Source organism: Erythrobacter neustonensis, assembly GCF_001663175.1.
Taxonomy (GTDB): domain Bacteria; phylum Pseudomonadota; class Alphaproteobacteria; order Sphingomonadales; family Sphingomonadaceae; genus Erythrobacter; species Erythrobacter neustonensis.
Window position 1 is genome coordinate 2,894,900 of the sequence record NZ_CP016033.1, and the last position, 20,841, is coordinate 2,915,740.

Annotated in this window: 16 protein-coding genes and 1 tRNA gene; 10 read left to right on the forward strand and 7 right to left on the reverse strand. The window is 65.3% G+C overall.

Features of this window, described 5'->3' with window-relative positions; translation table 11 throughout:
- Window positions 1–30 precede the first annotated feature (30 nt).
- From A9D12_RS13460 to rsmD, 3 genes are read left to right on the forward strand one after another with little or no spacing between them, the layout of a single operon-like run.
- Window positions 31–1,182 carry an aromatic ring-hydroxylating oxygenase subunit alpha gene (locus A9D12_RS13460; protein WP_231889636.1) on the forward strand — a complete coding sequence of 384 codons (1,152 nt, stop codon included), beginning with the start codon at window positions 31–33 and terminating at the stop codon, window positions 1,180–1,182.
- Window positions 1,183–1,236: 54 nt separating this feature from the next.
- Window positions 1,237–2,361 (forward strand): pseudouridine synthase, encoded by a 1,125-nt coding sequence (locus tag A9D12_RS15160; RefSeq protein WP_335645779.1) that lies wholly within the window; start codon window positions 1,237–1,239, stop codon window positions 2,359–2,361.
- Entirely contained in the window at window positions 2,361–2,936 is a 576-nt protein-coding gene (gene rsmD, locus A9D12_RS13470; protein ID WP_068352707.1) for a 16S rRNA (guanine(966)-N(2))-methyltransferase RsmD, read from the forward strand. Before A9D12_RS15160 ends, rsmD begins: the two co-directional genes overlap by 1 nt.
- A gap of 3 nt (window positions 2,937–2,939) precedes the next feature.
- On the opposite strand, the gene A9D12_RS13475 is transcribed toward rsmD, so the two are convergent.
- A complete protein-coding gene (locus tag A9D12_RS13475; RefSeq protein WP_068352709.1) occupies window positions 2,940–3,401 on the reverse strand; it encodes a hypothetical protein in 462 nt (153 codons plus the stop codon).
- Window positions 3,402–3,683: 282 nt separating this feature from the next.
- Between A9D12_RS13475 and A9D12_RS13485 the strand changes: the two genes are divergently transcribed.
- The gene (locus A9D12_RS13485; protein WP_068352715.1) at window positions 3,684–5,987 is read left to right on the forward strand and encodes an ATP-dependent helicase; all 2,304 of its coding nucleotides are present in this window, start codon (window positions 3,684–3,686) and stop codon (window positions 5,985–5,987) included.
- Between the two features lie 18 nt (window positions 5,988–6,005).
- Here A9D12_RS13485 and A9D12_RS13490 read toward each other — a convergent pair whose 3' ends face one another.
- The 3 genes from A9D12_RS13490 to A9D12_RS13500 all read right to left on the reverse strand — a co-directional run bounded on the left by A9D12_RS13490 (window position 6,006) and on the right by A9D12_RS13500 (window position 9,062).
- The gene (locus tag A9D12_RS13490; RefSeq protein WP_231889637.1) at window positions 6,006–6,848 is read right to left on the reverse strand and encodes a sterol desaturase family protein; all 843 of its coding nucleotides are present in this window, start codon (window positions 6,846–6,848) and stop codon (window positions 6,006–6,008) included.
- A 39-nt stretch (window positions 6,849–6,887) separates the two neighbouring features.
- Window positions 6,888–8,324 carry a DEAD/DEAH box helicase gene (locus tag A9D12_RS13495; protein ID WP_068352722.1) on the reverse strand — a complete coding sequence of 479 codons (1,437 nt, stop codon included), beginning with the start codon at window positions 8,322–8,324 and terminating at the stop codon, window positions 6,888–6,890.
- 147 nt (window positions 8,325–8,471) lie between these two features.
- Complete coding sequence (locus tag A9D12_RS13500) at window positions 8,472–9,062, reverse strand: hypothetical protein (protein ID WP_068352724.1); 591 nt, start codon at window positions 9,060–9,062, stop codon at window positions 8,472–8,474.
- 178 nt (window positions 9,063–9,240) lie between these two features.
- Here A9D12_RS13500 and A9D12_RS13505 point away from each other — a divergent pair, with 178 nt between their 5' ends.
- A complete protein-coding gene (locus A9D12_RS13505; RefSeq protein ID WP_068352726.1) occupies window positions 9,241–10,740 on the forward strand; it encodes an FAD-binding oxidoreductase in 1,500 nt (499 codons plus the stop codon).
- Window positions 10,741–10,815: 75 nt separating this feature from the next.
- Entirely contained in the window at window positions 10,816–11,610 is a 795-nt protein-coding gene (locus tag A9D12_RS13510; protein WP_068352729.1) for a SapC family protein, read from the forward strand.
- Between the two features lie 97 nt (window positions 11,611–11,707).
- Here the strand turns inward: A9D12_RS13510 and A9D12_RS13515 are convergent, their stop codons facing one another.
- A complete protein-coding gene (locus A9D12_RS13515; protein WP_197489830.1) occupies window positions 11,708–12,697 on the reverse strand; it encodes an N-formylglutamate amidohydrolase in 990 nt (329 codons plus the stop codon).
- Between the two features lie 141 nt (window positions 12,698–12,838).
- On the opposite strand from A9D12_RS13515, the gene cpdR reads away from it, so the two are divergent.
- The 4 genes from cpdR (at window position 12,839) to A9D12_RS13535 (ending at window position 16,723) form a co-directional block, all read left to right on the forward strand.
- Entirely contained in the window at window positions 12,839–13,228 is a 390-nt protein-coding gene (gene cpdR / locus A9D12_RS13520) for a cell cycle two-component system response regulator CpdR (protein ID WP_068352732.1), read from the forward strand.
- An 86-nt stretch (window positions 13,229–13,314) separates the two neighbouring features.
- Window positions 13,315–13,389, forward strand: a tRNA-Val gene (locus tag A9D12_RS13525).
- A gap of 230 nt (window positions 13,390–13,619) precedes the next feature.
- Window positions 13,620–14,843: an NADP-dependent isocitrate dehydrogenase gene (locus tag A9D12_RS13530; protein WP_068352735.1), complete on the forward strand. Its 1,224-nt coding sequence runs from the start codon at window positions 13,620–13,622 to the stop codon at window positions 14,841–14,843.
- A gap of 104 nt (window positions 14,844–14,947) precedes the next feature.
- Window positions 14,948–16,723: a cation:proton antiporter domain-containing protein gene (locus A9D12_RS13535; RefSeq protein ID WP_068352736.1), complete on the forward strand. Its 1,776-nt coding sequence runs from the start codon at window positions 14,948–14,950 to the stop codon at window positions 16,721–16,723.
- 10 nt (window positions 16,724–16,733) lie between these two features.
- Here A9D12_RS13535 and alaS read toward each other — a convergent pair whose 3' ends face one another.
- Together alaS and recA are read right to left on the reverse strand one after the other, a co-directional pair.
- Window positions 16,734–19,391 carry an alanine--tRNA ligase gene (gene alaS, locus A9D12_RS13540; RefSeq protein ID WP_068352737.1) on the reverse strand — a complete coding sequence of 886 codons (2,658 nt, stop codon included), beginning with the start codon at window positions 19,389–19,391 and terminating at the stop codon, window positions 16,734–16,736.
- 310 nt (window positions 19,392–19,701) lie between these two features.
- On the reverse strand, window positions 19,702–20,769 hold the full coding sequence (gene recA, locus A9D12_RS13545) for a recombinase RecA (RefSeq protein ID WP_068352740.1): 1,068 nt from the start codon (window positions 20,767–20,769) through the stop codon (window positions 19,702–19,704).
- Window positions 20,770–20,841: the final 72 nt, after the last annotated feature.

Genomic DNA, 20,841 nt, shown 5'->3' on the forward strand with positions numbered 1-20,841 from the left:
AAAAGAGCGATGAACGCCGCAACAACAGATATGCCCATATTGCGCCCAACGCCGGGCCAATTGGCGCTGGCCGAGGCGATCCGGGGTGGGGCGGGCCGGCAAGCGAGCGGCATTCAGACGGTGCCGGCGAGCAATTACACTTGCCCCGATCACTTCGCGCGCGAAAAGGCCGCATTGTTCGACCGGCTGCCCCAAGTGATCGCGCCCTCCGCGCTGTTGCCGCAAAGTGGCATGGCGGTGCCGCACGATGCCACCGGCCGCCCGCTGCTGATCACCCGCGACAATGACGGCACCGCGCATGTCTTCCTCAACGTCTGCCGCCACCGAGGCACGCGATTGGTCGAAGGCACCGAGGTGCAATGCGCCAAGCGGCTGGTGTGCCCCTATCACGCGTGGACCTATCGGCTTGATGGCGGATTGCTCGCCCTGCCCCGGCCCGAGACCTTTCCCGGGCTCGACAAGGCGGATTACGGCCTCATCGAACTGCCCAGTTTCGAGGCAGGCGGGCTGATCTGGTTTGCGCCGCGGCCCGGTGCCGATTTCGGCCCTGCCCGCGAATTGGGCAGCGATCTCGACGCGTTTGCGCTGCCGCAGGCGCACCTGTTCCGGCGCAAGCTGCACACGGTAAAGGGCAACTGGAAGCTGATCATGGATGCCTTCCTCGAAAGCTACCATGTCACCCGGTTGCACGCAGGCACGATCGGCCCCTTCTTCAAGGACGGGATCACCGCCGGCGACCAGATCGGCCCGCATCAGCGCAGCGCGGTCGGACGGCTGGAGGAGATGGAACACGTCGACCTCACCGACATGGCCAGCCTGCGCCGCGTGGTGACCTTCGCCTACCAGTTGCTTCCCGCCACGATCATCGTTCCCAGCCCCGATTACGTCAACGTGATGGTGCTGATGCCGCAGGCCGCCGACCTCACGCTGGTCGAGGATTTCATGCTGATCCCCGAAGCGCCGCAGACCGAAAAGGCGCTGGCGCATTGGGAAAAAAGCTGGAACCTGCTCGATGGCGGGGTCTTCGCTTCGGAGGATTTCCGCGCGGCGGAACTGGGCCAGCAGGGGCTTTCGAGCGGCGCGGTCGATCATATCACACTTGGCACGCTTGAAGGCGGGATCGCGCGGTTCGACCAGATCGTTCGCGCGGCGCTGGACGCAAGCGAGCGCATGACGGGTTGACCGCGATATTATCGCCGGTCGCATTTGCCGGCAAAATGCTCTAGGCGCGCGGCCATGCCTACCCTTCCTCCCCGCTCCGCCGACCGCCCCGAGGGCGATCGCATCGCCAAGCTGCTTGCGCGCGCCGGCATCGCCAGCCGCCGCGAGATCGAGCGCATGATCGCCGAAGGGCGCGTCGCGCTCGATGGCAAGGTGCTCGATACCCCCGCGACGATCCTCACCAACCTCAAGGGCGTGACGGTCGACGGCAATCCGGTCGCCGCCGCCGAAGCCACCCGGTTGTTTGCGTTCCACAAGCCCGCCGGCCTCATCACCGCCGAGCGCGATCCTGCCGGACGCCCGACGATCTACACCGCGCTGCGCAACGCGCTGCCCAAGGGCACGCCGCGGCTGATGCCGGTGGGACGGCTCGACCTCAACACCGAAGGCCTGCTGCTGCTGACCAATGACGGCGGGTTGAAGCGCACGCTCGAACTGCCCGCAACCAAGATCCCGCGCACCTACCGCGCGCGCGCTTTCGGCGAGGTGACGCAGGCGCAGCTCGAAGGCCTGATGGACGGGATCGAGATCGACGGCGTGCGCTACGGCTCGATCGATGCCAACCTCGAACGTTCCTCGGGTCGCAACCTGTGGATCGAGATGACGATCACCGAAGGCAAGAACCGCGAAGTGCGCAACGTGCTCGAATTCATGGGGCTGCAGGTGAACCGCCTGATCCGCATCGGATACGGCCCGTTCAACATCGGCGATCTGCCGCGCGGACAGGCGGTCGAGCTGACCGGCAAGCCGGTGGCGCATTTCCTGTCCGAGATGACGGGCGAGCCGATTCCGCGCGGCGGGGTCAAGAAGGCCGACCGGATCGCGATTGGCGCGCCGGTCAAGTCGCCGCCGCCGCGCGTGGCTGCGCCCGAACGTGACGCGTCGCCGCGCAAATCCGCAGCGCCCCGCCCTGCTCCGCGCGGTGAGGCACGCCCGGCGCCGCGAGACGATGCGCGTTCGCGCCCGCGCAAGGGCGCCGAAACGCTGACCAACGCCCCGCGCCGTGGCCCGACCAGCCGTGATGGCGGCCCGGCGCGCAAGGATCGCGTCGCCCCTAGAAAACCGCGCTCGCCCGGTGCAGGCCAGCGCAAGCGGCCCTCCCCCACCCGCGGCAAGACGCCGCCGACGAGGAACCGGTAATGCGGATCATTGCAGGCGAATGGCGCGGCCGGAAGCTTGTCGCCCCCAAGGGCGAGGCCACGCGCCCCACTGCCGACCGCGCACGCGAGACGCTGTTCGCGATGCTGACCAGCCGGCTGGGCGATTTTGCCGGATTGCAGGTGGTAGATCTGTTCGCAGGCTCGGGCGCGCTGGGCCTCGAGGCGCTGTCGCGCGGCGCGGAGCATTGTCTGTTTGTCGAGCAGGACCGCGCGGCGGTCGATGTCATCCGCGCCAATATCGCGGCGCTGGATGCCGGGCTGCGGACGCGGGTTGAAACGGGTTCGGTAATGGGCCTGCGATCGGCGACCCGGCCGCTCGACCTCATTCTGGCCGATCCGCCCTACCATTCGGGTGCGGGGGAAGTCGCGCTTGATCGCCTGCTGCGGCTCGGCTGGATCGGGCCGGAGACCTGGATCGCGCTCGAAACCGCCTTCAACGAGGATGTCGCGATCAAGGGCCTCGTCAAGGATGCGGAGCGCCGGGTCGGCAAGGGGAAGCTCCATCTCTTGCGGATGGATCCTGATACCCCCGCCGACCCGGCTGCGACCCGCTAGGGCTTAACCCTTCATCGCTTTCACGCGGGTTTCGAGTTCGACCCACGTGGCTTCGCGCTGGGGTTCGGCCATCGCGGCGAGCGTTGCCTTGTCGCCGTCGGCAATCCGCCAGAACAGCGTCTGGCGATCTTCGCTCAAGGTCCAGAAATAGGACTGGATCTCGGGCGTCCAGGTGCCGAAGGCGGTGCGCTGTTCGGCAGGCCAGGCCTCCATCTTGGCGGCCTGTTCCTCGCTCGACAGCGTCGGCGCGGCGGCCGGGGCGGTCACGGCATCGGCGGGCGTGCTTTCGACCGGCGGGGTCGCTGCGGCGGCATCGACGGGCGCAGCATCCTGCGCGGGGGCTTCGGCTGCGGGTTGCTCTGCCGTATCCACGGAGGCCTGATCCTGCGCAAAGGCCAGTGCCGGCGTCATCGCCAGAGCAGCGGCAGCGGTTGCGAGACCGAAGGTATTCAGAGACTTGTGCATGGGTAACTCCAATCAATAAGTGTCCCAAGCACGACGAACGCAAAAAGCGAATTTCCAGGCCCGGCGGTGCAATCCCCTGCTTGCCGGGCAGGATCAATATGCCCACGCGATTTCGGGACGCAATCGTGCCGAGCGCCGGATATCCCGCCACGGGCCCGACCGGGCGGGAAATGTGGCTGAAAAGCGGCGGGCCGATTCCGGCATTCGCGCTGCGACAGGCTTTATTCCGCGCCGCGCTGCTTGCCCCCCGCCCCATTGTTCCCTACCTGTTCGCCTGACACCATGAGCAACACCCTGCCCTCCCCCGCTTCGCCCGAATCGGTTCCCGCCTATGCGGCGCGCCTGAACCCGCCGCAGCGTGCCGCCGTGCTTGCGACCGAAGGGCCGGTGCTGATGCTCGCGGGTGCCGGCACGGGCAAGACCGCCGCGCTGACATCGCGGCTGGCGCACCTTGTCGCCACGGGCCGCGCCTACCCTTCGCAGATCCTGTGCGTTACCTTCACCAACAAGGCCGCGCGCGAGATGCGCGAACGTGTTGCGCATCATCTGGGCCCGCAGGCCGAGGGACTGCCTTGGCTGGGCACCTTCCACTCGATCTGCGCCAAGATGCTGCGCCGCCATGCCGAATTGGTCGGCCTGCAGCACAATTACACCATCATCGACACCGACGATCAGCTGCGCCTGCTCAAGCAGCTCATCGCAGAGGCCGAACTGGACGAGAAACGCTGGCCCGCGCGCCAGCTGGCCGGCTTGATCGACCGCTGGAAGAACCGCGGCCTGCTCCCGTCCGATCTCGATGCGACCGAGAACGAGGCTTACGCCAATGGCAAGGGCACCGCGCTCTATGCCCGCTATCAGGAACGCCTGCGGCAATTGAACGCCTGCGATTTCGGCGACCTGATGCTGCACATGGTCACGATCCTCAAGACGCACCGCGACATCCTGACCGACTATCAGCGCCGGTTCCGCTATATCATGGTGGATGAATATCAGGACACCAATGCGGTCCAGTATCTCTGGCTGCGGCTGCTGGCGCAGGGTCACAAGAACATCTGCGTGGTCGGCGACGATGACCAGTCGATCTATTCCTGGCGCGGGGCCGAGGTTGCCAACATCCTGCGGTTCGAGAAGGATTTCCCGGGCGCCGAAGTGATCCGGCTCGAACAGAATTACCGCTCCACCCCGCATATCCTTGGCGCGGCATCGGGCCTGATCGCCGAAAACTCGCAGCGCCACGACAAGACGCTGTGGACCGAGGTCAATGGCGGCGACAAGGTCAAGGTCATCGGCGTGTGGGACGCGCCCGAGGAAGCGCGCCGCGTGGGCGAGGCGATCGAGCGGCTCGAACGCGAAGGCGCAGCGCTCGATCAGGTCGCCATCCTCGTGCGCGCGCAATACCAGACGCGCGAATTCGAAGACCGCTTCATCCAGATCGGTATCAATTACCGGATCATCGGCGGTTTCCGCTTTTACGAGCGCGCCGAAATCCGCGACGCGCTCGCCTATCTGCGGCTGATCGCACAGCCGCAGGACGATCTGGCGTTCGAACGAATCCACAACCAGCCCAAGCGCGGGCTCGGTGCCAAGGCGCTCGAAGCGATGCACAGCCACGCACGGCGCACCGGCCTGCCGCTGGCGGCCGCTGCGCTGCAACTGGCCGACAGCGACGAATTGCCCAAGCGCAGCGCGATCACGATCGGCGCGCTGATGCGCCAGTTCCTCCACTGGCGCGAACAATCCGAGGTGCTGTCGCCTTCGGATCTGTTGCGGCTGGTGCTGGAGGAAAGCGGCTACAACGCGATGCTCGCCGCCGATCGCTCGCCCGAGAGTGCGGGGCGCGCGGAAAACCTGTCCGAACTCGCCCGCGCGATGGAGGAATACGCAACGCTCGGCGATTTCCTCGAACATGTCAGCCTCGTCATGGACAACGACCGCGCCAACGAAGGCGAGACGGTGACGATCATGACGATCCACGCTGCCAAGGGGCTGGAGTTCGACAATGTCTTCTGCGTCGGCTGGGAAGAAGGCGTGTTCCCCTCGCAGCGCGCGATCGACGAAGGCGGGCTTGCCTCTCTGGAGGAAGAGCGCCGGCTGGCATATGTCGCGATCACCCGGGCGCGGCGGCACTGCACGATCCTGCACGCCGCGAACCGCCGGATCTATGGCCAGTGGACCAGCAGCATTCCCTCGCGCTTCATCGAGGAACTGCCCGAGGAGCATATCGACCAGGAAACCACGCTGACCGGCGGCGCATCGCTGTGGCGCGCCAACTGGAGCGAGCAGGACGATCCCTTCGCGCATGTCGCGCGCGACCGGCCAGAACGCGCGCAGCAGCGCGGCCCCGGATGGCAGCGCGCGATAGCTTCGGGCTATGATCCCAAGCCGGTGCGGATCAAGGAAAACACCCGCTCGGCGGCGAGCTTTGCCGCACCGGCGCGTGTCGATGTCGCGGTGGGGGCGATGGTTTCGCACACGCGCTTCGGCACCGGCTGCGTGATCGATCAGGAAGGCAACAAGCTGACGATCATGTTCGAGGAGGTCGGCGAAAAGCGCGTGCTCGACTCGTTTGTCACCGTGATCGGCTGATCGCGGGGTTACAGGCAGTCAGCCGGCCAGTTCGCCCGCCGGCGGCGCATCGGCCTTGCGCCAATAGCGCGGCTCGAACGGGCGGAGGAGTTCGCCCCAGGCATCGCGCGTACCTTCGGCGATCCCGGTTTCGCAGTTGAGATGCGGTGCGGGGTCGCAATAGGTGCCGAACGCCTTGTCCCAGACCGTCAGCATGTTGCCGTAATTGGTCCCCATCAATGTCTCGTCGCGGATGTGGTGCAGACGGTGTGCCGCGGGCGAGATCAGCACCTTGCCCAGCACGCCCAATGTCCATGGCACGTCGGCGTGGATGAAATAGCCCCACCAGCCGCGGATGATCACCGAAACCGCGATCGCCCAGAATGGCACGCCGAGCAGGATTGCAGGCACATTGTCCATCACCAGCGCCAGCGCCTCGCCCAGCGGATGCTTGCGGCGCACGCTCAGCCAGGTCATCGCCTCGTCGGCGTGATGCGTCGCATGGATGCGCCACAGCGCGGGAGAATGTTCGAAACGGTGGCGCCAATAGGCGGCAAATTCGACCAGCACGACCGCGCCGATCACGCTGACCGTACCCGGCATCGCGTCCCAGAAACCGGTCAACACCGCCGCGCGCGGCAGCAAGAGCAATCCGGCAAACACCGGCACGGCAATCAAGGGCACGAAGATCAGCGCGTTGACCAGCATCAGAACGATATTGGTGACGCTTTCGCCGCGCGCACGGCGAAGGCTGGCGATGATCGCCTTGCGCTTGGTGACATAGGCCAGCGTGCCGAACACCAGTGCGACAGGCAAAAGCTCGGCCATTTCGTGGCGAGCGGTCTGGGCAATCTCTGCAATCACGGCGGCAAGGATAGGCACCATCCGCCAAGAAAGCGTTAATCGCGCGCGGGGCAGGTCCTAGCCGAAGCCGACGTCGAGGAAGCTCGGACGCGGGCCATTCCATTCGCCGGCGGGAACGGGTTCGTCGTCCTCGCGGTAACGCCGGGGCTTCCGGTCGTCGCTGGCGGTGACGCGGTCGGTCCGCGGCGCGGATTTTTCGCGGCGCGGTCGTTCTTCCCGCGGCGCGCGCTCTTGACGCGGCTCGCGGTCTTCGCGGCTGCGGCGCGGCTTGCGTTCGGAGGGCGGCGCATCGTCTTCGCTACGCGCTTCGGGTTCGGGCTTGGCCTTCGCCTTGGCCGCTTCGGCTTTCGCGAGCGCTTCGGTCAGATCGATGCGCACATCGTCCTTGCCGAACACCTTGATCGGACTTCCGGTCAGCTTTTCGACATTGCTGATGGCTTCGGCATCTTCTTCGGAAACGAAGGTGAAAGCCCGTCCCTTTGCGCCTGCGCGGCCCGTGCGCCCGATGCGGTGGACGTAATCGTCAGGGTGCCAGGGCGTGTCGAAGTTGAACACGTGGCTCACACCCTTGATGTCTAGCCCGCGCGCCGCAACGTCCGACGCGACGAGGATGTTGACCTCGCCCGCCTTGAACCGGTCGAGCTCCTTGATCCGCGAGGACTGGTCCATGTCGCCATGGATCTCGCTGGCGCGGAAGCCGTGGCGGTTGAGGCTCTGGTTGAGCTCGCGCACGGTGGTCTTCTTGTTGGCGAAAATGATCGCGTTCTCGACCAGATCGTTTTCGAGGAACCAGCGCAGCGTCTCGCGCTTCTGCTTCGACTTCACCGGCACCTTGAAGGCGGTGATATCCTTGTTGGTCGTCGCCGCACGCGCGGTTTCGATGCGCTTGGGATTGGTCAGGAACTTCTTCGCCAGCTTCTCGATCGGCGCGGGCATGGTGGCCGAAAACAGCATCGTCTGCCGCGATTCGGGAAGCTTGGAGCAGATGAATTCGATGTCGGGGATGAACCCCATGTCGAGCATCCGGTCGGCCTCGTCGATCACCAAGAGTTCGCAGCCGTTGAGCATGATCTTGCCGCGTTCGAACAGGTCCATGAGGCGGCCCGGCGTCGCGATCAGCACGTCGACCCCGTCGCTCAGCGCCTTCAATTGGTCGCCCATCTGCACGCCGCCGATCAGCAGCGCCATCTTGAGATCGTGGTTCTTGCCGTATTTCTCGAAATTCTCGGCAACCTGCGCGGCCAGTTCGCGCGTGGGTTCGAGGATCAGCGAGCGCGGCATCAGCGCGCGGCGCCGTCCGGCGGCCATCACATCGATCATCGGAAGCACGAAGCTTGCGGTCTTGCCCGTCCCCGTCTGGGCGATGCCGATCAGGTCCTTCATCATCAGGACGGTCGGAATTGCCTGGGCCTGGATCGCAGTGGGCGTGGTGTAGCCCGCGTCCTCCACGGCTTTGAGCAATTCGGGCGAAAGGCCGAGATCGGCGAAAGTCATGCTTGGTGTGGTGTCCGAGAATAGCGGGCAGGGTTGCTGCCGGGATTGCGGGCCTGCTGCGCACAGATGCACGACCAGAGGGCCGCCGCGCCTTTCCCGCAAATAGGCGCAAAAGTCAAGAAAACGCGCCTGTCTGCCCCGCGCGCGTCAACCGCGGGTCACGACCAGCTGGCGCATCGTGGCGACTTCGCACCATGCGCCGGTGCGCGAGCGCAGCTTGTCGCGATCGACGCACAGGCGCCCGTCCTTGTTCTTCTCGACATAAAACCCGGCATAGAAGTCGCGCGCGCGGCAGGATTTTTCGAGGTTGACCGAAACCATCCGGGAATCGCGCAGGAACAGCACCAGCCGGTTGCCGCTGCCGGTCTGCACGCCGGCAATCTCGCCGATCGCAACGCATTTCTCCTTGCCGCGCTCCTCAAGCCGCGGAGCCGACTGACGATCGGGCATGACGGGGGCAAGGTTGAGCCGCGCCGGCCCGGGCTGCGGGACGATCCGCACCAACACCCGCTGTTCGATCCGGATCTGCTGCGCGCGGGCGCTTTGCCGCATTGCGGTCAGCGGATTGATTGCCGTGAGCATCGATTGCCCCGCCGATGCAGCCTCGTCGCATTGCGGTGCCGACGCCGCGTCGCGGTGCGGGACAGCGTCATCACCGCCCCTCAGGACGGCAGCGGCATCACCCCACAGCGGCAGCAGAAACGCAATCGGCGCAGCAAGAGCGAACGAGCCGTGCATGGACGAAAGAGATTACCTCCCAAGGTTCGACGGGATCGGCGATGGCGCGCCGCGCAGCATCCGCAGCGCAGGCGATCTATGCCCTAAGCCTTTCAATTGAACCACCGCTTAACTGCTGCCCCGGATGTGCTGCAAAACCGATGGCACATTGCCCCATTGGTGTGGCATGGCAGCAACAATGACCGACCTGTCTTCTGCCCAGAGCGAAAGCGCCGATGAATTCATGCGCGAAGCGGCCTTGCTGCTCGGCCCGCGCGGGCTGACTTCCGATCCCGAGCGGATGGACGCTTGGCTGACCGACTGGCGCGGCCGTTACACCGGGCGCGCATGTGCGCTGGCGTCGCCGGCGTCGACCGCGGAAGTTGCCGCGCTGGTCAGGCTGTGCGCGCAGCATCGCATTCCGATCGTGCCGCAGGGCGGCAACAGCGGCATGGCAGGCGGCGCGACCCCCGATGACAGCGGCACCGCGATCATCCTGTCGCTGCGCCGGATGAACGCGATCCGCGCCGTGTCGGCCGATGCGGGGCAGGCGGTGTGCGAGGCGGGCGTGGTGCTGCAGACACTGCACGAAGCCGCCGAAGCGAAAGGCATGCGCTTTGCGCTCACACTTGGCGGCAAGGGCTCGGCCACGATCGGCGGGCTGATCGCGACCAATGCCGGGGGAACGCAGGTGCTGCGCCACGGAACGATGCGTGCGCAGGTGCTGGGTCTTGAGGCCGTGCTTGCCGATGGCAGCGTGCTCGATCTGATGACCCCGCTGAAGAAAGACAATCGCGGCTTTGATCTGAAGCAGCTTCTGATCGGATCGGAAGGCACGCTCGGGATTGTCACCGCCGCCTGCCTGAAGCTGCTGCCCGCCCCCGCCGGCAGGGTGACGGCATGGGTCGGGCTTGGCGGGATTGTCGAGGCGCGCACGCTGCTGCGCCAGATCGAGCGCGCGATGGGCGAGGCACTCGAAGGGTTCGAAGTGGTGCCGGCGCATTGCCTTGATGCGGTGCTAGCGCATCAGCCCGCAGCCCGCGCGCCGCTGGGCCAAAGCCACGAATGGAACGCGCTGATCGAATGCGTGTCCCCCTCCAGCGACAACGCGATGCTGCGCGAAACGCTCGAAGCCGCGCTGGCCGCCGCGCTGGACGACGGACTGATTGCCGACGCCGTGATCGCCGCCAACGACACCCAGGCCGAAGCGTTCTGGGCCTTGCGCGATGGCATATCCGCGGCCGAACGCGCGCTTGGCCCGGCGATGCAGCACGATATCTCGGTTCCGGTCGAACGGATGCCCGAATTCATCCTCGCTGCGATTCCTGCGCTGGAAAGCGCGTTTCCCGGCACCCGCGCGATCGCTTTCGGCCACCTTGGCGATGGCAACGTCCACTTTCACGTGATCGCCCCGGCAAGCGCGGTGCGCGGGGCCTGGGAAGAAGCGCAAGGCAAGACGATCAGCGCGCAGGTTTACGACCTTGTGACCGCATGGGGCGGCTCGATCAGTGCCGAACATGGGATCGGCCAGATGAAGGTGGCCGAGCTTGCCCGGCTGCACGATCCCGCCGCGCTCGCGGTGATGGCGGCGGTCAAACGCGCGCTCGATCCGGACAATCTGCTCAATCCGGGGAAACTCCTGCCCGGCCCGTCTGCGTCCCATTCCGGACCGCTTGCACCCGCGCGCGCTGTGCTTTAGTGCGCGCCCATTCGGCGGGGAGGGAATGTTTTTTCCGCTGAGGGGATCATCCACTTCCGTTTCGGAGATTTTGTTATGGCCAGCGCGCCGCAACCGCAACTTCCGTTGTTCTACAAGGACCTGCTTCCGCTCAACAGCCGCGATCACGCCGACTGGAAGGCTGGCACGCTCGACAGCGCCGAATACCTTTCCGTGACGCACGCGATCCCGGTGACCTCGGATGAATTCGTCGACGCACAGCGCCATTTCCCGATCGTGTTCACCTCGGGCGAAAACCCGCTGCCGATCGCGTTGTTCGGCCTCAACGAAGGCGTGAACACCTTTGTCGGCGAAGACATGAAGATCAACGAAGCGATCTACCTGCCCGCCTATGCGCGCCGCTATCCCTTCATCCTCGCCAAGCTGCAGCCCGGCAACGATGACATGTCGCTGTGCTTCGATCCGGTTCCCGGCCTGCTGGGGAAGTTCGACGAAGGCCTCGCGCTGTTCGACGACGCCGGTCAGCCGACCGAATACACGCAAGGCGTGCTCGACTTCTGCCGCCGCTTCGAAGAAGCCGGCCAGCGCACCAAGCTGTTCATGGAAGAGCTCGAAAAGCTCAACATCCTGATGGACGGCGAAATCGCGATCACCCGCGGCGACATGCCCGACACCCCGTTCATCTATCGCGGTTTCCGCATGGTCGACGAGAACAAGCTGCGCGAGCTTTCGGCCGAGAAGCTTGAGGAACTGTCGAAGAACGGCATGCTGATGCTGATCCACGCACACCTCTTCTCGCTCAACCTGATGCGCACGATCTTCGAGCGTCAACTCTCGCAGGGCAAGGTGCCGATGAACGCGCAGGGTGAACCGGCAGCGGCGCTGAACTGATAGCAGTGGCCGGGGTGGCGACACTCCGGCCGATGCAGGAAATTGGCGGGCGGGTGGACGATGGTCGGCCCGCCCGCTTTGCATTTCCCGGGCCGCGCTATTCGGCTGCCTGACGCAGCGCGTGCGCGCCCCCGATCCGCGCGGCCTCTGCGCCCAGTTCGCGCACAAGTGAGGTCAGCATCGCGGCAACCGCAGGCAGCCCCGCGGCAGGTTCGGCCAGATTGCGATCGAGATAGGCCGTGCGGCACACCTCGATCTGGACGGCATGCGTGCCGTCCTGCGGTGCGCCGTGACGGTCGAGCACGTAACCGCCCGAATAGGGCCGGTTGTGCGTGGCGGTGACACCGCGGGTTTCCAGATGCGCGAGCGCCCTTCCCGCCAGCCGGTTGTGACACGAGGCGCCGAACCGGTCGCCGATCACCACCAGCGGCGCCCGCGCCTCGCCCTCGCCTGCGCGCAGCGGCGGCATCGAATGCAGGTCGACGAGCAAGGCCACGCCCCATTCCTGGCGGATCCGCGCCAATTCGTCCGAGAGCATCGCGTGGTAGGCGGTGTGGATGCCCTCGATCCGCGCAGTCAGTTCATCGCGGCTCAGCCGGCCGCGCCAGATTTCGCCCGATCCCGGCAAGCGCCGCGGCACCAGACCGAGCCCGCTGCGCGCGCGCGCGTTCCCGTGATGCACCGCAATGTGCGCGGGCAGATCGGCAGGCCGGCCGCCTTCGATCATGTCCCAGTCGATATCGCCGGGTGCACGATTGAGATCGAGCAGCGCGCGCGGCGCATGCGCCACCAGCAGCGCGGCCCCCGCTTCGCGCGCTATCGCTATCGCGAGCCGGTCGACGTGGCGATCTTCGAGCCGCAGCTGCGCGTGGCCCGGATCGCGCATCCGCGCCGTGACATGATCGGGATAGGCCCTGCCCGCATGCGGCACCGCGACCAGCACCGGCAGGCCCAGGCGCGGGGGCCGCGTCAGCGTGAAAGCAGGCGCATCGCCCAATCCCGGAATGAATCCGCCACTCACAGCGCGGCGCTGGGACGACAGCGGGCCGGCCGCGCGGGCATCGAGGGAGCGGGACGGCGGTGCCATGGTCGTCCGCCGTGCTGGCGCGTTTGCCATCCCATGTCAAAGGCTGATCGGGCCGTCAGGCTCGAACAATTCGCACCATGCCGGAGCAGGATGCACCGAAGAGGAAAGATTTCTTAAGTCCGATATGCTAACGTGCATGCCATGACATCGACCCGTACCCCCCGTATCCTTCTGGCCGAAGACGAAGACGCGATGCGCGCCTATCTTGAACGCGCGCTTACCAATGCCGGTTACCACGTCAGCGCGGTCGACCGCGGCACCGATGCGGTGCCGCTGCTTGAAACGGGCGATTTCGATCTGCTGCTCTCCGATATCGTGATGCCGGAAATGGACGGGATCGAACTGGCGCAGCGCTGCGCGGAAATCTCGCCGCGCACGAAAGTCATGTTCATCACCGGCTTTGCCGCGGTATCGCTGCGCGCAAGCCGCGAGCAGCCCGCCGCCAAGGTTTTGTCGAAGCCGTTCCACCTGCGCGACCTCGTGCTCGAGGTTGAACGGGTCTTCGAAGAAGCCGACGCGGCAAGGATGTGAAAATTTCTCGGCGCAAATCGCTTGCACGTTCGAAAGTGCTGCGATAAAGGGCCGCTCCGCCCCGGGATGGGGCGCTCCGATGGTGCGGGCGTATAGCTCAGTGGTAGAGCACTATGTTGACATCGTAGGGGTCGCAAGTTCAATCCTTGCTACGCCCACCACCGGAAACCCGATCGCTTCCGCGATCCAAGAAAGCCCGCCCTTCGGCGGGTTTTTTTGTGCCTGCGCCTTGGTATCGTGAACGGGGAAACGGCTGTTGCATTTCATTTGCAACCCGGATGCTTGCATGCCCGCCCTCCTCTGCTAAAGCCCGCGCGGGATCTGATCAAAGCTTCCTGTCAGTCACACCTCGCCCCGCGAAAGTCGGGGCACGAAGGATAGGGCAATCAACATGCAAAAAATCAAAGTCGCCAACCCCGTCGTCGAGCTTGATGGCGACGAGATGACGCGCATCATCTGGCAGTGGATCCGCGAAAGGCTGATCCTGCCCTACCTCGATATCGATCTGAAGTATTACGACCTCTCGATCGAGAACCGCGACGCGACCGATGACCAGGTCACGGTCGATAGCGCCAACGCGATCAAGCAGTATGGCGTGGGCGTGAAGTGCGCCACCATCACGCCCGACGAACAGCGCGTCGAGGAATTCGGCCTCAAGAAGATGTGGAAGAGCCCCAACGGCACGATCCGCAACATCCTTGGCGGCGTGGTCTTCCGCGAACCGATCGTGATCGACAACGTGCCGCGACTGGTGCCGGGCTGGACCGATCCCATTGTGGTCGGTCGTCACGCCTTCGGCGACCAGTACAAGGCGACCGACACGCTGATCCCCGGCCCGGGCAAGCTGCGGCTGGTGTGGGACGGCGAGAACGGCGAGAAGATCGATCTCGACGTGTTCGATTTCCCCAGCAGCGGCGTCGCAATGGCGATGTACAACCTCGACGATTCGATCCGCGACTTTGCCCGCGCCTCGTTCAACTACGGCTTGAACCTCGGCTGGCCGGTCTATCTGTCGACCAAGAACACGATCATGAAGGCCTATGACGGGCGCTTCAAGGATCTGTTCCAGGAAGTGTTCGACAACGAAGGCTTTGCCGAACAGTTCAAGGCCAAGGGCATGGTCTACGAACACCGCCTGATCGACGACATGGTCGCCTCGGCGCTCAAGTGGTCGGGCAAGTTCGTGTGGGCGTGCAAGAACTACGACGGCGACGTGCAGTCGGATACCGTCGCGCAAGGGTTCGGCTCGCTCGGCCTGATGACTTCCGTGCTGCTCTCGCCCGATGGCAAGACGGTGGAGGCCGAAGCCGCGCATGGCACCGTCACCCGCCACTACCGCCAGCACCAGCAGGGCAAGGCAACCTCGACCAACCCGATCGCCTCGATCTTCGCATGGACCCGCGGCCTGATGTATCGCGGCAAGTTCGACGGCACGCCCGAGGTTGTGAAGTTCGCCGAAACGCTCGAACGGGTCTGCGTGCAGACCGTCGAGAAGGGCTACATGACCAAGGATCTCGCGCTGCTGATCGGCCCGGGCCAGGCATGGCAGACCACCGAGCAGTTCTTCGAAACGATCGTTGAAAATCTCGAAAAGGAAATGGCCGCCTCGGCCTGATTTTCCTGCGAAATCGCAGAAGCCGGGCGGCCTTGCGGCCTGCCCGGCTTTTTTGCGCCTGATGCAAGGGTGACAGCCCCGCCCCGCCCGGTTAAGCCCTAGGCATGGCTGGCGAACTGACCCTTTCCCCCGTCCTTTCGGACGCGCTGGTGATTCTCGGCTCCGCAGGGATCGTCATTCCGCTGTTCGCCCGGTTCCGGATCACGCCGATCATCGGCTTCATCCTGATCGGGGTTCTGGTCGGCCCCTCGGGCCTCGGCTCGCTCGTCGATGAGCATCCATGGCTCTACTACATAACCATCACCAATGTGGTGAGGCTGGTTCCCTTCGCCGATTTCGGGATCATCCTGCTATTGTTCGCGATCGGGCTGGAACTCAGCTTCAATCGCCTGTGGCAGATGCGCAAGCTGGTATTCGGGCTCGGCGCGCTCGAGGTGCTGATCAGCGGCGGCGCGCTGGCGCTGTTCATGGGGCTGGCAGGCGACATGAACACCGCCGCCGCGCTGGCGTTGGGCTTCGCGCTCGCCTTTTCCTCGACCGCCATCGTTCTGCCGATTTCGGGCACCAAATCGCCCGTGGGCCGCGCCGCCCTCTCGATGCTATTGTTCGAAGACATCATGATCGTGCCGATCATCTTTATCCTCGGCGCGCTCGCACCCAATGCCGCCGATGAAGGCTGGGGCGGGATGATCCGAACCCTGTGGCAGGGCGGGCTGGTGGTCGCGGTGCTGCTGGTGGCGGGCCGGGTTCTCCTCCCCCGTCTCTTCGCGCAGGCCGCACGCACCAAAAGCCCCGAGCTGTTCCTGTCCGCTTCGCTGCTGGTGGTGATCGGTGCGAGCCTCGCGACCGCGCTCGTCGGCCTCTCGCCGATCGTCGGCGCGCTGATCGCAGGGCTGCTGATTGCGGAAACCGAATATCACACCGAAGTCGAACAGATCATGGAGCCGTTCAAAGGCCTTGCTCTGGGGGTCTTCCTCATCACCGTCGGCATGAGCATCAATCTGGCCGAAATTGCCGAGCAGATCGGGCCGATCGCGCTGGCGGTGACCGGGGTGGTGATGTTCAAGGCGATTATCACCGGCTCGCTGCTGCGGTTGATGGGCGCTCGGCGCAGCACGGCGGCTGAAACCGGGCTGCTGATGGCATCGCCATCGGAAACCACGCTGATCGTTCTTGCCGCCGCCACCAGTGCGCTGGTGCTTGACGCCGAAACCGCGCGCTTCTGGCAGACCGTCACCGCGATCGGCCTCACGATCACGCCGCTGCTCGCCAAGCTCGGGGCGGCGGTTGCGCGGCGGGTCGATGCAACTGCGCAGAACTCCGAGGAAGAGGAGCCGGCCACCGCCCGTACGATCATCGTCGGCGGCGGGCGCGTTGGGAGGCTGGTCGCCGACATGATGCGCACCCATACCAAGCCCTATGTGATGATCGACAGCAACCCCGATCTGATCGAGCTCGCCAAGCGCGATGGCTACCGCGCGACCTTCGGCGATGCCGCGCGCGGGGACACCCTCGCCCGCCTCGGCGTCGAAGATGCACCGGCAGTCGTCCTCACCATGGACGAACCGGTGCTCGCCCAGCGTCTCGTCGCCAAGCTTCGACAGGCCTATCCGGATCTGCTGATCGTCGCGCGCGCCCGCGATCCCGACCATGCCGCCGCGATGTACCGCGCCGGCGCAAGCCACGCGGTGCCCGAAACGCTCGAAGCCTCACTTCAGCTTTCCGAAGCGGTGCTGGTCGATATCGGCGTGGCGATGGGACCGGTGATCGCGTCGATCCACGCCAAGCGCGACGAGTTTCGCGAGCAGCTCGAACGCGACGGCGGGCTCAGTGAAAAGCCGCGGCTGAAGACGGGCAGCCTGCGCGAACGCGAGGCGTGAGGCTTCCGGCTCAGCCCGCCAGAACGGCCTTCACTGCTGCCAGTGCCTCGCTGGCCTTGCTGCCATCCGGGCCGCCGCCCTGCGCCATGTCGGGCCGGCCACCGCCGCCTTTCCCGCCCAGCGTATCCACCGCGGCGCGTACCAAATCGACCGCGCTGAACCGCGCGGTAAGATCATCGGTCACCGCTGCCGCGATGCTTGCCTTGCCGTCATTGACCGCGATGATCGCCGCCACGCCGCTGCCGATCCGCTGCTTGGCGGCATCGAGAAGCGGGCGCAGTTCCTTCGGATCGAGCCCGTCGAGCACCTGACCTGCGAAAGTGACATCGCCGATCGTTTCGTCCGCCTGCGCCGCGCCGCCGCCCGCATTGCCGCCGCCCAGCGCAAGCGCCTTCTTCGCATCGGCCAATTCGCGTTCAAGGCGCCGACGTTCGTCGAGCAACGCGGAAAGCCGTGCCGGCACTTCCTCGGGGGTCGCGCGGATCACGCTTGCGGCAGCCTTCAAGGCCTCCTCGCGTCCGACCAGCCACTGGCGCGCGCCCTCACCGGTCATCGCCTCGATCCGCCGCACACCCGACGAGACCGCGCTTTCGGAAATGATCCGGAAGATCCCGATATCGCCGGTGGCGCGCACATGGGTGCCGCCGCACAGTTCGACCGAATAGTTGCGTCCTTCGCCGCCGGTCCGGCCCATCGAAAGCACGCGCACCTCGTCACCGTATTTCTCGCCGAACAGCGCCAGTGCGCCGGCGGCGACCGCATCGTCCGGCGTCATCAGCCGGGTCGATACCTGCTCGTTCGCGCGAATTTCGGCGTTCACCTCGGCTTCGACCGCGGCGATGTCCTCTGCGGTCAGCGCGACCGGATGCGAGAAATCGAACCGCAACCGGTCTTCGGCGACCATGCTGCCCTTTTGCGTCACATGCCCGCCAAGGCGATTGCGCAGCGCGGCGTGGACGAGGTGCGTGGCGGAATGGTTCGCGCGCACCCGGTCACGCCGGTCGGCGTCGACCTTGAGCTCCACCGTGTCGCCCACGGCCACCGTGCCAGCATTGATCCGCACCTGATGCGCGTGCAGCCGGCCCAGCGGCTTCGACGTGTCGGTAACTTGCGCGCTGAGCCCAGCGAGACTGGTAATCGTGCCAGCATCGCCGGTCTGGCCGCCGCTTTCACCGTAGAACGGGGTCTGGTTGGTGAGGATCACGACCTCTTCGCCCGCCGCGGCCTGCGCAACTTCGGCGCCGTTGCGCACGATTGCGACCACCTTGCCCTCACCGCTGGTCGAGGCATAGCCGGTGAATTCGCTCGCGCCTTCGCGTTCGGCGATGTCGAACCAGACCTCGCCCGACGCCGCCTCGCCCGAACCTTTCCAGGCGGCGCGGGCCGCGGCTTTCTGGCGCGCCATCGCGGCGTCGAACCCCTTCTTGTCAACCCCGATGTCGCGCGCGCGCAGAGCGTCTTCGGTCAGATCATAGGGGAAGCCGTAGGTATCGTAGAGCTTGAAGGCGACTTCGCCATCGAGTTCGCCGCCGGCGGCCAGATCGCCCGTTGCCTCGTCGAGCAGCTTCAGACCCTTGTCGAGCGTGCGGCGGAATTGCGTTTCCTCGCGCTCGAGCACTTCCTCGATCAACGCCTGACCACGGACAAGCTCGGGATAGGCCTGCCCCATTTCGGTGACGAGCGAAGGGACAAGGCGGTGCATCAGCGGCTCGGAAGCGCCAAGCAAGTGCGCGTGGCGCATCGCGCGGCGCATGATGCGGCGCAGGACATAGCCGCGGCCCTCGTTCGAGGGGAGGACGCCGTCGGCCATGAGGAAGCTGGTCGAACGCAGATGGTCGGCGATCACGCGGTGCGAGGCGGCGGTTTCGCCCTCCGCCGCGACACCGGTGAGGTTTTCGGATGCGGCGATCAGCGCCTTGAAAGTGTCGGTGTCGTAGTTGTCGTGAACGCCCTGCAGCACCGCGGCAACGCGTTCGATCCCCATGCCGGTGTCGATCGAAGGCTTGGGCAGGTCGCGGCGCGTCCCGTCAAGCTGTTGATCGTACTGCATGAAAACGAGATTCCAGATCTCGACGAAGCGGTCGCCATCCTCGTCGGGGCTGCCGGGAGGGCCGCCGAAGATGTGGTCGCCGTGGTCGTAGAAAATCTCGGAGCAGGGCCCGCACGGGCCGGTATCGCCCATCGACCAGAAGTTGTCGGCCGTAGCGATCCGGATGATCCGGTCGTCCGGCAGGCCGGCGATCTTGCGCCACAATGCGGCGGCCTCGTCGTCTGTATGATACACCGTCACGGTGAGCTTGTCGGCCGGCAACCCCCACTCCTTGGTCAGGAGGGTCCAGGCATGCGTGATCGCTTCTTCCTTGAAGTAGTCGCCGAAGGAAAAATTCCCAAGCATTTCAAAGAAGGTATGGTGCCGCGCGGTGTAGCCGACGTTGTCGAGATCATTGTGCTTGCCCCCGGCGCGGACGCATTTCTGCGACGAAGCGGCGCGCGGGCTGGCAGGGGTTTCGAGCCCGGTAAAGACGTTCTTGAACGGCACCATCCCCGCATTGACGAACATCAGCGTGGGATCGTTGTAGGGAACAAGCGGCGCGCTCGGCGTGGCGGCGTGGCCATGCCTACTGAAATAGTCGAGGAAGGAGCGGCGGATATCGTTCGTCGAGGTCATGGCGGTGCAGTTAGGCAAACCGCGCGGATTTCGCAATGGAGCGCGAAAAAAGGCGCTGAACGAGGGGGTCTGGCAAGGGTCTGAAGGGGGTCAAGCCGGGGTCAGGGCCCGGTCAGGATGGCTCTAAAGGAGTGCAAGCCGGGCCTGAAAATCGCGTTTCCTGCCGCCCAAAGCGAAACGCCGGCCATGTGCCTTGGGGAAGAACACAGGACCGGCGCAGCGCACATTCGGGCACCCTTGCGGCGGGAAAGGAGACCGCGCGGGACACGCGGGACCAGTCGCCTATGCGGGACGGGGCGCCGTCACGGCGTCAATCATCCGAATCCGCATCGGGACCGGTCATCATTTCTTCGGCGACCTTGTCGGTGCGGGCGCGGATCGCCGCTTCGAGGCGATCGCACACATCGGGGTGCTCCTTGAGGTAGTTCTTGGCGTTTTCGCGGCCCTGCCCGATCCGGATCGAATCATAGGAGAACCAGCTCCCTGATTTCTCCACCAGGCCTGCCTTCACCCCGAGGTCGATGATCTCGCCGATCTTGGAGATGCCTTCGCCATACATGATGTCGAATTCGACCTGCTTGAACGGCGGCGCGACCTTGTTCTTGACCACCTTCACGCGGGTTGCGTTGCCGGTGATCTCGTCGCGGTCCTTGATCTGCCCGGTGCGGCGGATGTCGAGCCGGACACTGGCATAGAACTTGAGCGCATTGCCACCGGTGGTGGTTTCCGGGTTGCCGTACATCACGCCGATCTTCATGCGCAGCTGGTTGATGAAAATCACCATGCAGCGCGAACGGCTGATCGAGCCGGTCAGCTTGCGCAAGCTCTGCGACATCAGGCGCGCCTGAAGGCCGACGTGCGAATCGCCCATCTCGCCTTCGATTTCGGCGCGCGGCACCAGCGCCGCGACCGAATCGACCACCAGCACATCGATCGCGTTCGAGCGCACCAGCGTGTCGACGATTTCGAGCGCCTGCTCACCGGTGTCGGGCTGCGAGACGATCAGTTCGTCGATATCGACGCCCAGCTTTCTGGCGTAGACCGGATCGAGCGCGTGTTCGGCATCGACGAAGGCGGCGGTGCCGCCCGATTTTTGCGCTTCGGCGATGACATGCAGCGCCAGCGTGGTCTTGCCCGAGCTTTCAGGGCCGTAGACTTCGATCACGCGGCCGCGCGGCAGACCGCCGATGCCCAGCGCAATATCCAGACCCAGCGATCCGGTCGAAATCGATTCGACCTGCATCGTCTCCTTCGAGCCGAGCTTCATCGCCGAGCCCTTGCCGAACGCGCGATCGATCTGTGCCAGAGCGGCTTCCAGAGCCTTTTGACGGTCCACGGCTTTCTTGTCCTCATCCACCAATTTCAATTGGGTAGCCATCGCACGCGCTCCTTCGCTTGCCTAGGGGCCAGCGCGAGTTTTCCGCTGCCCATGGCATGCTATGTATCGCTT

Coding starts and splice junctions, on each gene's coding strand:
- A9D12_RS13515 (WP_197489830.1), bottom strand. CDS start 12,697: ATGGCACCGCCGTCCCGCTCCCTCGATGCCCGCGCGGCCGGCCCGCTG.
- rsmD (WP_068352707.1), top strand. CDS start 2,361: ATGCGGATCATTGCAGGCGAATGGCGCGGCCGGAAGCTTGTCGCCCCC.
- A9D12_RS13500 (WP_068352724.1), bottom strand. CDS start 9,062: ATGCACGGCTCGTTCGCTCTTGCTGCGCCGATTGCGTTTCTGCTGCCG.
- A9D12_RS13475 (WP_068352709.1), bottom strand. CDS start 3,401: ATGCACAAGTCTCTGAATACCTTCGGTCTCGCAACCGCTGCCGCTGCT.
- A9D12_RS13495 (WP_068352722.1), bottom strand. CDS start 8,324: ATGACTTTCGCCGATCTCGGCCTTTCGCCCGAATTGCTCAAAGCCGTG.
- A9D12_RS13460 (WP_231889636.1), top strand. CDS start 31: ATGCCCATATTGCGCCCAACGCCGGGCCAATTGGCGCTGGCCGAGGCG.
- A9D12_RS13485 (WP_068352715.1), top strand. CDS start 3,684: ATGAGCAACACCCTGCCCTCCCCCGCTTCGCCCGAATCGGTTCCCGCC.
- recA (WP_068352740.1), bottom strand. CDS start 20,769: ATGGCTACCCAATTGAAATTGGTGGATGAGGACAAGAAAGCCGTGGAC.
- A9D12_RS13530 (WP_068352735.1), top strand. CDS start 13,620: ATGCAAAAAATCAAAGTCGCCAACCCCGTCGTCGAGCTTGATGGCGAC.
- cpdR (WP_068352732.1), top strand. CDS start 12,839: ATGACATCGACCCGTACCCCCCGTATCCTTCTGGCCGAAGACGAAGAC.
- A9D12_RS15160 (WP_335645779.1), top strand. CDS start 1,237: ATGCCTACCCTTCCTCCCCGCTCCGCCGACCGCCCCGAGGGCGATCGC.
- A9D12_RS13505 (WP_068352726.1), top strand. CDS start 9,241: ATGACCGACCTGTCTTCTGCCCAGAGCGAAAGCGCCGATGAATTCATG.
- A9D12_RS13510 (WP_068352729.1), top strand. CDS start 10,816: ATGGCCAGCGCGCCGCAACCGCAACTTCCGTTGTTCTACAAGGACCTG.
- A9D12_RS13535 (WP_068352736.1), top strand. CDS start 14,948: ATGGCTGGCGAACTGACCCTTTCCCCCGTCCTTTCGGACGCGCTGGTG.
- alaS (WP_068352737.1), bottom strand. CDS start 19,391: ATGACCTCGACGAACGATATCCGCCGCTCCTTCCTCGACTATTTCAGT.